A 15,231-nucleotide genomic window follows, 5' to 3' on the forward strand; every position below is an offset into this window, starting at 1 on the left:
TTACGCCTCCGCACCAGACTTGGCTTTGCGTTCAAAGCGAACGCGGAAGCGCAGGAAGAATGTGCCGACCAATACGCAAAGCAGCGACAGCGCCACAACGAGATCAGCGAGATAGTTGGAAATGCCGGTAGCGCGGCTCATCGAATCCGCACCAACAAAGACCGAGGCCACGAACAGTGCCGCAAACACGGTGCCAATCGGCGAAAGCCCCGCAAGCATGGCCACGACAATCCCCGAATAGCCAAAGCCCGGTGACAGGTCCGCGGACAAATAGCCCTTTACGCCTGCAACTTCGGACACACCGGCAAGACCGGCGAGGCCACCCGAAATCAGCGCCACTTTCAGCATGGTCGCATTGACCGGGATGCCTGCGAACTTAGCCGCATCGCGGTTCTCGCCCACGGCCTTGATTTCAAAGCCGAGCACGGTCTTGCGCACCAATATCCAGAGGACAATGGCCGCGCCAATACCGACGATTAGGCCCCAGTGCATCCGCAGACGCGGAATAAGCTTTGAGAATTTTGCTTCCGCGTCGAGCGGGATGGATTGCGGCCAACCCATCGCCAGAGGGTCTTTCAACGGCCCTTCGATCAGCATCTGCACAAAGAGAATAACGACGAAGTTCAGCAGTAGCGTAATTACCACCTCATCAGCGCCAAAGCGCTGCTTGAGCATGGTGGGCACCACCATCATCATGCCGCCGCAGATAAAGCCCGCGATCATCACCGTTGGGATCATCAAAGCCGGCGGCATCTGCAGCAAGCCGCTCCCCACGAGCACCGCCGCGAGCGCGCCGATATAGAGCTGGCCTTCCGCGCCGATATTCCAAAGCTTCGCCCGGAACGCGACTGCGCAGGCGAGCCCGGTGAGAATAAGCGGCGTCGCCCGGTTCAGCGTTTCGGAAAACGCGAACATCGAGCCAAACGCGCCCTGCACCATCAGGCCATAGGCCGTAATCGGGTTTTGCCCCGCAGCCAGAACAGGAATAGCCACCAGCAAGAGCGCGGCAATGCCGGAGCCAAGCGAAACCAGCAGTTTGAGCGCGACAGAAGCGTCAGCGCGGTTTTCAAGACGCAAACTCATGCTGCCTGCCCTGCCATCAACAAACCAATCGTACCGCGGTCGAGCTTTTCGCTCGGGCCAGCGTCGCTGACCTCCCCGGCGTGAACCACAAGGAAGCGATCCGCCAGCGCGAACAATTCGTCCAGGTCTTCCGAAATCACCATCACGGCGGCGCCACGGTCACGCGCTGCAATAATGCGGCGATGGACTTCCGATTGCGCGCCAACGTCGAGGCCGCGTGTGGGCTGGTTCGCCAGAATAACGCGCGGCGAACGCTCCAGAACGCGCGCCAAAATCAACTTCTGCACATTGCCGCCAGAGAGCAGCCGCGCTTCGGCGTCCGGCCCCGGGCAACGCACGTCATAGGCCGCAATCGCTTCCGTCGCCCGCTGCTGCATGGCTTTACGATTGAGCAGGCCATAGCGCGAGTATGGCGCGCTGCGCACTTCCTCAATGGCGATATTGTCAGCAACACTCATCGTGCCAACGACGCCGTCATGCTGACGATCTTCCGGCATGCGCGCCACACCAGCCTGAACCAGCGCACGCGGGTCCGCCTTGGTCAGCGCTTCGCCATAAAGGCGCACTTCGCCAGCGTCCGGAACAGCAAGCCCCGAGATCAGTGCGGCAATGCCCGATTGGCCATTGCCCGACACACCGGCCAGACCGATGATTTCGCCAGCCTTGAGTTCAAAGCTGACATTGCGCAGTGATTGACGGGTCGAGCCCTGCTTAAGCGACACATTGGCAAAGCTCATCAGCGGCTCGCGCGGCGTTGCGGGCGTACGCTTCACTTCCGCCACAGCCTTGCCCACCATCAGGTCGGCAATATCGCGACGATCAGAATTTGCAGTGACGAGCTCACCGGCCTTGCGGCCGCCCCGCAGAACCAGAATACGGCTCGATACGGAGAGCACTTCACCCAGCTTGTGAGAGATAAAAATAACGCCCAGCCCATTCGCAGCCAAGCGGCGCAGAACGGTGAAGAGCCCTTCGGACTCTTGTGGGGTCAGAACCGCGGTGGGTTCATCCAGAATAAGCACGCGGACATTGCGATAGAGCGCCTTCAAGATTTCAACGCGCTGCTTTTCGCCCACGGTGAGGCTGGCGACAGGACGATCAAGGTCCACATCAAGCCCACTCTCCGCAATAATGGCTTCCACCTTCTTGCGCGCCGTAGATTTGCCCCCAAGCGCAAACATGCCCTCGGTGCCAAGACGAATATTGTCGAGCCCGCCGAGGTTTTCCGCCAGCGTAAAATGCTGGTGGACCATGCCAATTCCGGCCTTCAACGCCGCGCCAGGCGAACCGGCAGGCAAAATTTGAAGGCCAGCCTCGCTCGCAACACGAACCACACCCTCATCCTGCACATAGTGCCCGAAGAGAATGTTCATCAATGTCGTTTTGCCGGCGCCGTTTTCCCCCAGAAGGGCTAGGATTTCGCCCCGCTTGAGACTGAGATTAATCCCGTCATTCGCGGTGAGTTTGCCAAAGCGCTTGGTGATACCCTCAAGTGAGAGCACCACATCCCCCTGTTGGTCGGTCATTGCCGCCCCCAAAAAATAGAATAGGCCGGGCGTGGGAAAACCCACACCCGGCCAGAAAAAGGATTACATGCTGGAGCTTGGTTCAGCGTCGTTGATGTCGACCTTGAAAGTACCAGCAAGGATTTCAGCTTCCTTGGCCTTAGCGGCAGCAACTGCGTCCGCACCAGCAAGCGCTTCATCATAAACTGCGCTCGAACCACCGTGCTCGAGGAAGGCATAAATGCCGTAATCCGAAGCGGTGAAACTGCCAGCCTTAATGTCGGCAATTGCCTTGTTGATCATTGGCTCGCCGTGCCACAGCGCCGACGCCAGAATGGTGCCTGGGTAATCCGCTGCGGTGTCGATCACGTTGCCGATGGCCAGAACGCCGCGTTCCTTGGCAGCGTCAGACACGCCAAAACGCTCTGCGTACAGAATGTCCGCGCCCGCATCGATCATAGCGAATGCCGATTCCTTGGCCTTCGGAGGATCGTACCAGGAGTTGATGAAGCTCACCGAGAACTTCACCTCTGGGTTGACCGAGAGCGCGCCCTGCATAAAGGCGTTCATCAGACGGTTCACTTCTGGAATAGCGTAACCACCGATCATACCGATCTTATTGGTTTCGGTCTTCATGCCCGCAACCATGCCGGTCAAATAGCTTGGTTCTTGGATGAAATTGTCGAAGGTGGCGAAGTTTGGTTCAACTGGCTGGAGCGAGGACCCCATCAGGTACATCACTTCTGGGTATTCTTCAGCAACGGCACGCGCTGGCTGTTCAACACCGAAGGCTTCACCGATCACCAGCTTAGCGCCCTGTTCCGAATATTCGCGCATGACGCGTTCATAGTCGGTGTTCGACACGTTTTCCGAATACACATATTCGATCTCGCCGCGTTCCTGCGCTGCGATCAGCGCGAGGTGGAGGCGCGATGCCCACTGCTGCTCAACCGGAACGGTCCACACAGCTGCAATCTTGGTCACATCCTGCGCCAATACCGACCCGGTCAGCGACAGAGCTGCGACGCCGAGTGCGGCCGCCGAAAGAAAGGCGCGTCGACCGAATTTCGTTAGAGCGGTCATTTTAACCCCCAATGAGTGTGCAAAAAACGAACAAAAATCTCTCTTGCCTATCTAGCGAGCGAAGACGCTTGGTTGGCAAGTTGAAAATTAAGGTTTTTTAAATCTGTTCCGTCTTGCTGACGAGTCGCATTTGCTCCTCAACGCCGCACTGTGCCTGTGACCCGTTTACGCATGTTTGGGTCCCGGGCTTGGACCGGCCAAAACCACCCATCTATGCATGCGCATATTACAGTCGTTTGGCAGTGCTGACAGGAACATGGCAACACTTGCAGAACATTTGAGGAACACATATAGTCGTTCCGTCTATGTTCCGATTCTGGGGTCTGGGGCCGATGCTGACGAAAAAACAACACGAATTGCTGATGTTCATCCATGAGCGGATGAAGGAGAGCGGTATTCCTCCGTCATTCGACGAGATGAAGGATGCGCTTGATCTGGCGTCCAAATCCGGCATTCACCGTCTCATCACGGCCCTCGAAGAGCGCGGCTTTATCCGCCGCCTTCCCAATCGCGCCCGTGCGCTCGAAGTGGTGAAGCTCCCGGATTCGATGAACCCGACCTTGGGTGGCCGTAAATCAAAGTTCGAGCCCAGCGTCATTGAAGGCACTCTCGGCAAGGTTGCCGCGCCCCCAGCGCGTGCTCTTCCATCCGCCGCTGACGATTATGCTCGCCCCATCTCCATTCCGGTTATGGGCCGCATTGCAGCAGGCACGCCCATTGAAGCGATCCAGACCCACTCGCACACCATCGCTGTACCGCCAGAAATGCTCGGCTCAGGCGAACACTACGCATTGGAAGTGCGTGGGGATTCGATGATCGACGCAGGCATTTTTGATGGCGACACCGTCCTCATCAAAAAGCAGGATACGGCCTCGAACGGCGAAATCATCGTCGCCCTTGTCGACGATGAGGAAGCGACGCTTAAGCGTCTGCGCCGCAAGGGCGATACGGTCGCTCTGGAAGCGGCCAACCCGGCCTATGAAACCCGCATTTTCCCGCCCGATCGGGTCCGGGTTCAGGGCCGCTTGGTCGGCCTGATGCGGAAATACTGAATTGGCGGAGGGGCAAGTTGAAAAACTCTGCCCCTTTGTTCTGCGCGGCGTTGGTTCTTGTAACACGCCTCCACGATACTCCCCGCGCCCCGGAGTGGCGTATATTCTTCCAACGCCCGCTCGCCGACCTTCGACATCACAGGCGCTGAGCCAGTACACGCGCAAAGCCGAGCATTGCGCTCACGGCTAAGCCCGAGCGCCGCCTCCATTTTCATATATCCCCGCTCTAAAGGACGCGCCCCTTCGCGCCCTAAAAGGCCATGTCCGCGCCAAAGCTGACGCCCATAAGTGCCAGCCAAAAGCCACAGATAGGCCAATCGCGGCCACGCTGGCTGGACGCATAAAAAGGCCCGCTTTCGCGGGCCCTTTCTCACGCATATCGCGCTTAGTGATTGTCGCGTGGCAGACCTTCGGTCTGGGCAATGCGCTGGTATTTGTCGGCACCACGCAGAATGGCGCCGTCGCCCAATTGGCCGACCAGGCCGCGCTGGATTTCCTGCCAAGGGGTCTGATGCTTGGGGAATTTGTATCCGCCCTCTGCATTCAGATCCAAACGGCGGGCGGCGATTTCCTCGTCCGAGATGAGAATGTCCGCTTCACCCTTATTGAGGTCGATCCGCACCCGGTCGCCCGTCCGCAGGATCGCGAGGTTGCCACCAGCCGCCGCTTCAGGCGACGCGTTGAGGATCGAAGGCGAACCCGACGTGCCCGACTGACGACCATCACCGATACAAGCAAGGGACGAAATGCCCTTCTTAATCAGATAGCTAGGCGGACGCATGTTCACCACTTCCGCAGCGCCTGGATAGCCGATTGGCCCCGCGCCGCGCATGAACAGCAGCGTATGTTCATCAATAGCAAGCGAGGGATCGTCGATCCGGTGGTGATAGTCTTCAGGACCATCAAACACCACCGCCTTGCCCTCAAACATGCCCGGATGCTGCGGATCGGAGAGATAGCGCTCGCGGAACTCGGGGCTGATCACCGAGGTCTTCATAATGGCGCTGTCGAAGAGATTGCCACGTAGCACGAGGAAGCCCGCTTCCGACTTCATCGGATTGTCGAAATGACGGATGACCTTGTCGTCCTCAATCGGACGATTTCGGCAGTTTTCGCCAATCGACTTGCCGTTCACGGTTGGGGCGTTCTCGTGGATAAGCTTCTGTTTCATAAGCTCATTCACCACCGCAGGCACACCGCCCGCGTGGTAATAGTCCTCACCGAGATATTCACCCGCTGGCTGCAAGTTCACCAAGAGCGGCACCTTGTGCCCATGCTCCTGCCACTCGTCGATATTGAGGTCGACACCAATATGCTTGGCAATCGCATTGATATGGATTGGCGCATTGGTCGAGCCGCCGATGGCCGAATTGACCACGATAGCGTTGAGGAAGTTTTCCTTGGTCAGAATGTCGGATGGCTTGAGGTCTTCACGCACCATCTCCACCGCACGCTTGCCAGTGCGATAGGCCATTTCCTGACGGTCACGATACGGCGCTGGAATCGCTGCAGAACCCGGCAGCTGCATGCCAAGAGCTTCAGCCAGCGAGTTCATCGTTGTCGCTGTGCCCATGGTGTTGCAATAGCCAGTCGACGGGGCCGAAGACGCAACCAATTCAATGAACTTTGGATAATCGATTTCGCCAGCGGCGAGCAGTTGGCGGGCCTTCCAGACGATGGTGCCAGAGCCAGTGCGTTCGCCCTTATGCCAGCCGTTCAACATTGGGCCAACCGAGAGCGCAATCGCCGGAATATTGACCGTCGCCGCACCCATCAGCATAGCGGGTGTGGTCTTGTCGCAACCAATGGTCAGCACCACGCCGTCCAGCGGATAGCCGTAGAGCACTTCCACGAGGCCCAAATAGGCCAGGTTACGGTCAAGACCTGCTGTCGGGCGCTTACCGGTTTCCTGTATCGGGTGAACCGGGAACTCAATGGCGATACCGCCTGCTTCGCGAATACCTTCGCGCAGACGCTCAGCCAGAACGATATGGTGACGGTTACAAGGGCTTAGGTCGGAGCCGGTCTGCGCAATGCCGATAATCGGCTTATCGGACTGCAGCTCTTCGCGCGACACACCATAGTTCATATAGCGCTCAAGATAGAGCGCGGTCATGTCTGGATTGTCGGGATTATCGAACCACGCACGCGAGCGCAGCTTCCGGCCGCCATTGCCGCTGTTATCTACCGTCATAGATCAATTCCTTGGTTCTCCGCCCTGCGGAGCACTGGGGTCTGTTTGCTCCTGTTCTAGCACGGCAATTCTGGAATGGAACGGGGCCGCAGCTTAAAATCATACAAATGACTCTAAACACCGTGAGAATCTGATTTTCGGCGCATTCCACCTTACTCAGCGCGCGGTGCAATCAGGCAGTTGCGGTTAAGCCATACAAGAACGGGCTAGTCAGTGTCGGTCTCCGGCTTTACGTTCGCGCCGCAGACTTGGAGGGACTACGAAGTGATGCAATCAGGAGCATGGGTCGCTGTTGACTGGGGCACCTCAAATTTAAGGGCTTGGGCGCTGGACGGCGACGGGTCCGTAATCGGAACAGCAAGCTCCGACAAAGGCATGGGCAAGTTGACCCCCGATGCTTTTCCCGGCGCACTGACAGAAACGATCGGCCAATTAAGCTTGGCAAATGCGCCAGACGAAGTGCTGATCTGTGGCATGGCAGGCGCGCGCCAAGGCTGGCTCGAAGCGCCTTACCTTGAAGCCCCGACCGACCTTAAGGACTTGGCCGCGGGCGCGGTCCATCCTGAAATGGCTGGCGGCTTGCGCGTCTCCATTTTGCCCGGCGTATCCCAGCGTCACGGTAGCGATGACGTTATGCGTGGCGAGGAGACTCAGCTCCTTGGTCTCGCAGCGATCTCCCCCGACTATTCCGGTCTCGTCTGCATGCCCGGCACCCACTCCAAGTGGGCAAAGCTCTCCGGCACCAAGATCGAGAGCTTCTCGACGGCCATGACCGGCGAGATGTTTGATCTTCTCAAAACCCATTCCGTGCTTCGCCACTCCCTACAGGGCGACCTCACCACTGCAGATCGCGATGACGGGTTTGTCTTTGGCGCCAGCAAGGGTCTCGAACACCCCGAGAATTTGATCGGGCAGTTGTTTGCCGCGCGCGCCAGCGCTCTTCTCTCGGGCCGGAGCTCGGCATGGTGCGCAGGCTATCTCTCGGGCCTCCTCATTGGCTCTGAGATCGCCGCCAACCGCTCCAAGATCGGTTACGACCCCGTCCCCCTGATCGGCTCGCACAATCTATGCGCCCTTTACGCCCGCGTACTGGGCATGACCGGCGCTTCGAGCCGTATCGTAAATGTTACAGACGTCATGCTCGCAGGCCTTAAGGCCGCGCGTACCGGCATCGCAGGAGTATAAATATGAACCATCGTCACATCATCGCCATCCTGCGTGGCCTCAAGAACGACGAAGCTGTTGCCGTCTGCACCGCGCTCGTGGATGCCGGTATTACCCTGATTGAAGTGCCGCTCAATTCGCCCAACGCTCTCGAAAGCATTCGCCTTGCGGCAGAGGCGCTTTCAGACCGTGCGGACATTGGCGCAGGCACGGTGCTTTCCGTTGACGACGTCCGTAACGTCAAGGCTGCCGGTGGCGTCTTCATCGTCTCGCCTGACACCAATCCGGAGGTGATCAAGGAAACCGTAGCCCAGGGCATGGCCTCCTATCCCGGCGTCTTCTCACCCACCGATGCGTTCACCGCCATTCGCAATGGCGCGACCGGGCTAAAATTCTTCCCAGCCGAAGTTCTGGGCTCCAAAGGCATCAAGGCCGTTAAGGCCGTCCTGCCGCCTGCCGTTCCAACCTATGCTGTCGGCGGCGCCAACCCCGATAATTTCCACGAGTTCTTCGCTGTCGGTTGCACGGGCTTTGGCCTTGGCACCTACATCTTTAAGCCCGGCATGAGTGTCGCCGAAGTTTCGGAACGCGCCAAACTGGCCGTGGCCTCCTATGACAAAGGAGCCAAGGCGTGAGCGAGACCGCACAGTTACTTGTCGATAGCCAATGCGCCCTTGGTGAAGGGCCATTCTGGCACCCACACCGCGAAAAACTCTTCTGGTTTGATATCAATAATCAAACCCTCTTTGCCGTCGATGAAAATGGCAAGGATCAGGAAAGCTGGGCGTTTGACGAGATCGTCACCGCCGCCGCGATCATCTCCGCGGATGAACTCGCCTTGGCGACGGAGACAGGGCTAAAGCGTTTCAATCTCGTCACCGGTGAGATCAGCCTCATCGTCGCTATTGAAGCCGATAATCCGGGTAACCGCTCCAATGACTGTCGCCTCCATCCATCAGGCGGCTATTGGATCGGCACCATGGTCAAGGACGAAGGGCCAGCCGAAGGCGCGCTCTATCACTTCCGTAAGGGGAAGCTGACGCAAATCCGTTCTGGGGCCGCCATTCCCAATGCAGCCTGCTTCACCGCCGACGGCAAGCGTGCCTACTGGACCGACACGCCAACCCAGAAAATCCTCACCGTCGCGACAGACCCGGCAACAGGCTTGCCCCTCGGCGAATGGGAAGTTTTCGCTGACGTCTCAAACGACCGCGGCTATCCCGATGGCGCTGTTGTCGATAGCCAAGGCTATATCTGGAACGCGCGCTGGGGCGGCAATTGCGTCATCCGCTATGCCCCAGACGGCACAATAGACCGCATTATTGAAGTGCCCGTTAGTCAGGTCACGTGCCCCGCATTTGGCGGCAAGGACTTGAAGCGCCTCTTCATCACGACCGCCAATAAGACGTTGTCCGAAGATCAACTGGCTGCAGAAAAAGTCGCCGGTGGCCTCTTCTACATCGACCTCGACGTGGCGGGACTACCGGAACCAACTATAGAGCTCTGAGGACGAAATGTACCCTGCATTGGGCGTTTGCTACTATCCCGAACATTGGCCAGAAGATTGGTGGGACGCAGACGCCCGCCGCATGGCTGAAGTCGGGATCAAAGTCGTGCGGATCGGCGAATTCGCCTGGTCACGCCTCGAGCCTACGCCCGGCAATTTACAGTTCGACTGGCTTACTCGGTCGATGGACGTACTGCACAAACATGGCCTTAAGGTCATCGTCGGCACGCCCACGGCGACCCCGCCGCGCTGGATGGCGGATAAGCATCCAGACATGTTCGCAGTGGATGCGCAGGGCCGTCATCGCGGCTTCGGCTCTCGCCGCCACTATGATTTTTCGCACCTTGGCTATCGTGAAGAGGCCGCCCGCATCACAAGACACGTCGCCGAACGCGTTGGCGATCACCCTGCCCTCATTGGCTGGCAGACCGACAATGAATATGGCTGCCACGGCACGACCTATTCCTATTCACCTGCTGCTGAAGCTGGTTTCCGCCTCTGGCTTAAAAAGAAATACGGCACGATCGACGCGCTTAATCAGGCGTGGGGCAATGTCTTCTGGTCGATGGAATACAATCGCTTCGATCAGATCGAACTGCCCAATCTTTTAGTCTGCGAAGCCACACCGAGCCATGAGCTAGATTTCCGCCGCTATGCCTCCGATCAGGTCGCGGCTTTCAATGCTGTCCAATACGATATCCTCAAGGCCCAGCGTCCCGACCTGCCGGTCATCCATAATTTCATGAGCCGTTATGCCGAGTTCGACCACTATGATGTGGCCGAAACACTCGATATCGCCTCGTGGGACAGCTATCCCATCGGTCACCTTGCGATGTCCGATGAGAGTGCGGAAACCAAGCGCCAGTACCTGCGCCAAGGCGATCCGGACAATGCTGCCTTCCACCATGATCTCTACCGCACGGTCGGGCATGGCCGCTGGTGGATCATGGAGCAGCAACCTGGCCCGGTGAACTGGGCTTTTGCTAATCCCGACCCGTTGCCGGGCATGGCACGTCTTTGGGCGTGGGAAGCCTTTGCACACGGCGCGGAAGTGGTTTCTTACTTCCGTTGGCGGCAAGCCCCCATGGCCCAAGAGCAGATGCACGCGGGCCTGCTCCGTCCCGATAGCGAACCAGCCCCGGCCTATCACGAGGCGACACAGGTCGCTCAAGAGTTACGCGACATCGGCTTGGATGGCCTTGCCAATAAAGGCCGCGTCGCGCTGGTCTATGATTACCAGAGCGAATGGGCATGGGAGATCATGCCGCAAGCGCAAGGGTTTAAGCACGGCAATCACGTGCGCGAACTCTATTCGGCCTTCCGCAAGCACGGCCTCGACGTTGATGTCCTTTCTCCCAAAACCACGAGTTTTGAGGGTTATGACATCGTCGCTCTGCCAGCCCTGTTCGCTTGGACCGACGCGCTACGCACCGCTGTCGAAAGCTTTGAGGGGCATCTCCTCATCGGGCCACGCACGGGCTCCAAGGATCAGAACTACATCACACCCAAGCGTCTCGGGCCCGACTTGCCGCAAAACCTTCTCGACGTGAAAGTTGCGCGGGTCGACAGCCTGCCGCGTGGCGTCTCGGTTACCGTTCGCGGTGGCGGCGAAACACAGCTATGGCGGGAGAAAACCGAAGGCGGTGCCGAGGTCATTATCGAGGACGTTGAAGGCGTTCCGGTTCTCCTCTCGCAAGGCAAGATCTTCTACCAGACCGCAAGCGGCGACCGCGCTTTGGTCCAGCGCATTGCCGATTACCTGATCGCCGAGGCCGATGTGCCGGTGCTGAATATTCCTGCGGGCGTGCGCTGCCGAACCCGTGGAAAGTTCCGCATCTACGTCAACTACGGCACCACGACCCAAACACTTATCCCCGCACCAGATGAGAGCGGTTATGCTTTGGGCGGACCAGAAATCGAAAGCGCTGGTGTTACCGTTGCAAGGCTCTCCACGGGCGGTTGAGATTTGTGAGCGCAGGCCGAAGATCAAAACGGCCTGCCTCATCATTCCAAACCAAACTGTGTACGCCACCTCGGGCTAACTGATCCGCGTCGATGATCTGGCCTACGCTAGTGCAGAATACGGGCGCTCTAAGGCGGGTTATGACGAGATCATGCCGCCCGCAGTCTTCGGCAAAGGCGGCGGCGTTCTTTATCGTCGCGACGCTATAGCCATTCTGATCGGAAACGCACGCAAGGTCGTCGCATCTTGTGGTGCTGTGCTGCGCGCTGATTTCCGTCTGAAAATGCTGCTCCCAGACTTCCACGGCAAAACTCCCAGCGCGTCCCGTAACGAGCCCATATCCGTCACCATCCCGGATTGCGACCGCCTGAGTGGTATCGGCGATCAGAATATCCGGCCGTGGTACCAAGCCATAAAAAAGCACCAGCGGCACGAGGAAAATAGGGCCCAAAAATCGCCATCGTGTTTGCAGAAAAGCAAACCACGCCAATGCGATAACACTAGCGACCAAGGTCCATTCTGCAAGCAATGGGTTACCAGTAAACCCTTCACTCCAGCCAGCGACCAGTTCTGCCACATCGACCATCCGGTCAATGCCCCAGCCCATGATTTGAAAAGGCGCAGCATCAAGGCCGAACGGAATGGCAAAGGCTGAAACCACGCCAAACGGCATAATGATCAGGCTAACAAACGGCAATGCCAAAACATTGCCCACCACGCCCAATGGAGCTGTTTGCTGAAAATGATAGGCCGAAAAAAGCATCGTCGCGCCCCCGGCGATGAAGCTCGTCCAAGCGGTCGCCGAGACAAGGCTCACTACCCGGCTGAACCGCCCCCTGGACTTGGGGATTTTGCCAAGCGGCATTTCATAAACGCCGATCAGCGCTACGACAGCGGCGAATGACAGCTGAAAGCTCGGGCGGAAAATGCTCGCTGGATCAATGACTAAAATGGCAAGAGCGGCAATCGCAACGTTACGCATCGTCAAGGCCTGTCGCCCCGCCAACACCGCCCCAAAGACCAGGGCCAGCATCAATGTGGAGCGAAATGCCGGAACATTTTCGATGCCACCCGCGAGCGCCAAATAAGCAAAGGCGGACAGCAAGCCGACAACGGCCGCAATCTTTTTTACCGGCAAGCCGACCGCGAGGGGGATGGACGCGAGAAACAGGCGCACAAGGAAATAGATCCCTCCCGCGACGATGGAGAGATGTAGGCCCGAAATAGAATAGATATGGGCAAGCCCCGATGCAGCCATAACCTCCCGTGTTTCATCATCAATATCGCTCTGGTCTCCTACGACCATGGCCTTGCCAATCGCTGCGGTTGCGTCATCAAGGTGCATGTCGATCCGATCAGCAATGGCTGTGCGGAGTGCCAGTACGCGCCGATCCAGCGCGAGACCGTCGCCGCTCCGTACCAGCTGAAACTGGCTCGTTACATTTCCATATGCACCTACGCCGTTGAAATACGAATGGAATTGACCATCGAATGCCCCCGGCAACACAGGGCCTGGAATAGGCGCAAAGCGCATTGCAGCGCGAATGATGTCGCCGGGCCCCACCTGCACATCCACCGGCAAGATCAACCGCGCCCGGCGGATTGGCACAGCCCGCGCCTCTGCATCCGGGGTGATGCCCGATATTATGACCCGCGCCCGCCCGCCGTCACTCCCGAGCACCTCATCAACGCGCGCCTCATAGGTCCCGTAGAAAGGCGTGCGCAGCATTTCTGTACCAAAGAGGGCTCCATGAAGCGGCAGGAGGCAAAACCCGGCCCACAGGGCTGATAGCTGCACCATAAGCCGGATACCCTCAATGGGCGCGCGCCAGCTTGCCCAGACGAGACCGAGAGCGCAAACAACCGCTCCGGTCGCCAGAACCAGCCAATGCGGTTCCCCCAACAGCAGGGTATAGGCAATCATCCCCGCGATGAGCGAAAATGGCAGCAGGACGAAACCGCGCCTTTGCTCAAAGGCTAAGCCAAATTCGGTGACAAGCCTCTGATACGCAGTCGCCAAAGGGTGAGCGATCATTTGGCGCAGGAAAACCTGACCGAAAACACCGGAAAGTCCGGCATTTATCGGCCTAAACCGAGACCAAATCGGTACTCGTTCGCTCCCCACGCGCGCCCTCGCCCTTGCGCTGCCCCAAGGCTATGGTACACACGCCGCACACTTCCTCAAAATTCCTTGGAACCATGTCTCAGGTCGTAACCCGTTTCGCCCCATCCCCCACCGGTTACCTGCACATTGGTGGTGCTCGTACCGCCCTGTTTAGCTGGGCTTTCGCAAAGCACTCCGGCGGCAAGATGCTGCTGCGTATCGAGGACACCGACCGCGAGCGTTCCACCGAAGCTGCAGTTGTCGCGCTCATCGATGGCCTGACTTGGCTCGGCCTCGACTGGGAAGGTGAACCGATCAGCCAGTTTGAACGCGCACCGCGCCACGCGGAAGTCGCTCACGAGCTGGTCAAGATGGGCCACGCTTACTACTGCTACTGCTCGCCCGAAGAACTCGACAAGATGCGCGAAGACGCGCGCGCTGCCGGTAAGCCCCCGCGCTACAACGGCTATTGGCGCGACCGGGATGTGAGCGAAGCGCCAGAAGGAGTGAAGCCAGTCGTACGCATCAAGGCTCCGCTGTCTGGCGAAATCGTCGTCAAGGACCATGTCCAGGGCGATGTCGTCTTCAAGACCGAAAACCTCGACGACTTCATCATCCTGCGTTCGGACGGCACACCGACCTATATGCATGCCGTGGTTGTCGACGACCATGACATGGGCGTCACCCACATTATCCGTGGCGACGACCACCTCACCAATGCTGCCCGCCAGATCATCATTTACAACGCCATGGGTTGGACTGTGCCAGAAATGGCGCATATTCCGCTGATCCACGGTCCTGACGGCGCAAAGCTCTCCAAGCGTCACGGCGCACTCGGCGCCGAACAGTACCGCCAGATGGGCTATTTGCCCGCAGCCATGCGCAACTATCTCTCGCGCCTAGGCTGGAGCCACGGCGACGAAGAAATCTTCTCGACCGAGCAGATGGTTGAGTGGTTCAGCCTAGAAGCCCTCAACAAGGGCGCGGCACGGTTTGACTTCGATAAGCTGGCGAACATCAACGGCATCTACATTCGTGCTGCTGAGCCTGCGTATCTCTACGAGGTTATGGTCGCGACCGCGCTTGAAACTGGTCGCACCGAAGACCACGCGGGTCTGGTTGCAAACCACAATTCGGTGCTCGCCGCGCTTCCAGAACTTCAGCCTCGTGCGAAAACTGTCCTCGAACTCATCGACTTGGCGCAGTTCATTTACGCGACCCGCCCGATCACGCCTGACTCGGCCGCAGCAGCATTGCTGACCCCTGAAAATCGCGAGATGCTGAAAAGCGTTGCTGATACGATAGGGGGCCTTGCCGATTGGTCAGTGCCAGAGATCGATGCGGTCATGCGCAAACTGGCCGAAGAGAAGGGTCTTAAGCTCGGCAAGCTCGCTCAGCCACTGCGTGCGGCGCTCACCGGACGCACCGTTTCTCCGGGGATTTTCGAGGTAATGGTGCTGATCGGCCGCGAAGAAAGCATGGCTCGACTCGGCGACGTAACCGTCAACTAAAACCTTAAAATATCGGCGCGGTTCACCCGCGCCGATACTGCACCAGCGCATACCTATCGGTTGCC

The 15,231-nt window shown here is 58.4% G+C and carries 11 protein-coding genes; 6 read left to right on the top strand and 5 right to left on the bottom strand.

The annotated features are described in order from the left end of the window. From JHL21_RS01200 to JHL21_RS01210, 3 genes are all read right to left on the bottom strand, one after another. Positions 1-1,083 carry an ABC transporter permease gene (locus JHL21_RS01200; protein WP_169193937.1) on the bottom strand — a complete coding sequence of 361 codons (1,083 nt, stop codon included), beginning with the start codon at positions 1,081-1,083 and terminating at the stop codon, positions 1-3. After that, the gene (locus JHL21_RS01205; protein ID WP_200211449.1) at positions 1,080-2,609 is read right to left on the bottom strand and encodes an ABC transporter ATP-binding protein; all 1,530 of its coding nucleotides are present in this window, start codon (positions 2,607-2,609) and stop codon (positions 1,080-1,082) included. Before JHL21_RS01205 ends, JHL21_RS01200 begins: the two co-directional genes overlap by 4 nt. Before the next feature lie 63 nt (positions 2,610-2,672). Further along, positions 2,673-3,671, bottom strand: coding sequence for a BMP family protein (locus JHL21_RS01210; protein ID WP_199530448.1), 999 nt, complete (start codon positions 3,669-3,671; stop codon positions 2,673-2,675). Between the two features lie 332 nt (positions 3,672-4,003). Here JHL21_RS01210 and lexA point away from each other — a divergent pair, with 332 nt between their 5' ends. Beyond that, positions 4,004-4,723, top strand: coding sequence for a transcriptional repressor LexA (gene lexA / locus JHL21_RS01215; protein ID WP_200211450.1), 720 nt, complete (start codon positions 4,004-4,006; stop codon positions 4,721-4,723). Between the two features lie 385 nt (positions 4,724-5,108). Here lexA and JHL21_RS01220 read toward each other — a convergent pair whose 3' ends face one another. Then, a complete protein-coding gene (locus JHL21_RS01220) occupies positions 5,109-6,917 on the bottom strand; it encodes an IlvD/Edd family dehydratase (RefSeq protein WP_200211452.1) in 1,809 nt (602 codons plus the stop codon). Between the two features lie 267 nt (positions 6,918-7,184). Between JHL21_RS01220 and JHL21_RS01225 the strand changes: the two genes are divergently transcribed. Genes JHL21_RS01225 through JHL21_RS01240 form a run of 4 tightly spaced genes read left to right on the top strand, consistent with a single transcriptional unit; the run spans position 7,185 to position 11,551 of the window. After that, positions 7,185-8,102 (top strand): 2-dehydro-3-deoxygalactonokinase, encoded by a 918-nt coding sequence (locus JHL21_RS01225; protein ID WP_200211454.1) that lies wholly within the window; start codon positions 7,185-7,187, stop codon positions 8,100-8,102. 2 nt (positions 8,103-8,104) lie between these two features. Beyond that, entirely contained in the window at positions 8,105-8,716 is a 612-nt protein-coding gene (locus JHL21_RS01230) for a 2-dehydro-3-deoxy-6-phosphogalactonate aldolase (RefSeq protein ID WP_200211455.1), read from the top strand. After that, positions 8,713-9,588 (top strand): SMP-30/gluconolactonase/LRE family protein, encoded by an 876-nt coding sequence (locus tag JHL21_RS01235; protein WP_200211456.1) that lies wholly within the window; start codon positions 8,713-8,715, stop codon positions 9,586-9,588. Before JHL21_RS01230 ends, JHL21_RS01235 begins: the two co-directional genes overlap by 4 nt. 7 nt (positions 9,589-9,595) lie before the next feature. Continuing rightward, positions 9,596-11,551: a beta-galactosidase gene (locus JHL21_RS01240; RefSeq protein ID WP_200211457.1), complete on the top strand. Its 1,956-nt coding sequence runs from the start codon at positions 9,596-9,598 to the stop codon at positions 11,549-11,551. Here the strand turns inward: JHL21_RS01240 and JHL21_RS01245 are convergent. Continuing rightward, positions 11,520-13,571 (bottom strand): ComEC/Rec2 family competence protein, encoded by a 2,052-nt coding sequence (locus tag JHL21_RS01245; RefSeq protein ID WP_210338823.1) that lies wholly within the window; start codon positions 13,569-13,571, stop codon positions 11,520-11,522. The two genes, JHL21_RS01240 and JHL21_RS01245, sit on opposite strands and share 32 nt — an antisense overlap. Before the next feature lie 179 nt (positions 13,572-13,750). Here JHL21_RS01245 and gltX point away from each other — a divergent pair, with 179 nt between their 5' ends. Then, on the top strand, positions 13,751-15,166 hold the full coding sequence (gltX, locus tag JHL21_RS01250; RefSeq protein ID WP_200211461.1) for a glutamate--tRNA ligase: 1,416 nt from the start codon (positions 13,751-13,753) through the stop codon (positions 15,164-15,166). The last annotated feature ends 65 nt before the right edge of the window (positions 15,167-15,231 follow it).

Source organism: Devosia sp. WQ 349K1, from assembly GCF_016595685.1.
Taxonomy (GTDB): Bacteria; Pseudomonadota; Alphaproteobacteria; order Rhizobiales; family Devosiaceae; genus Devosia.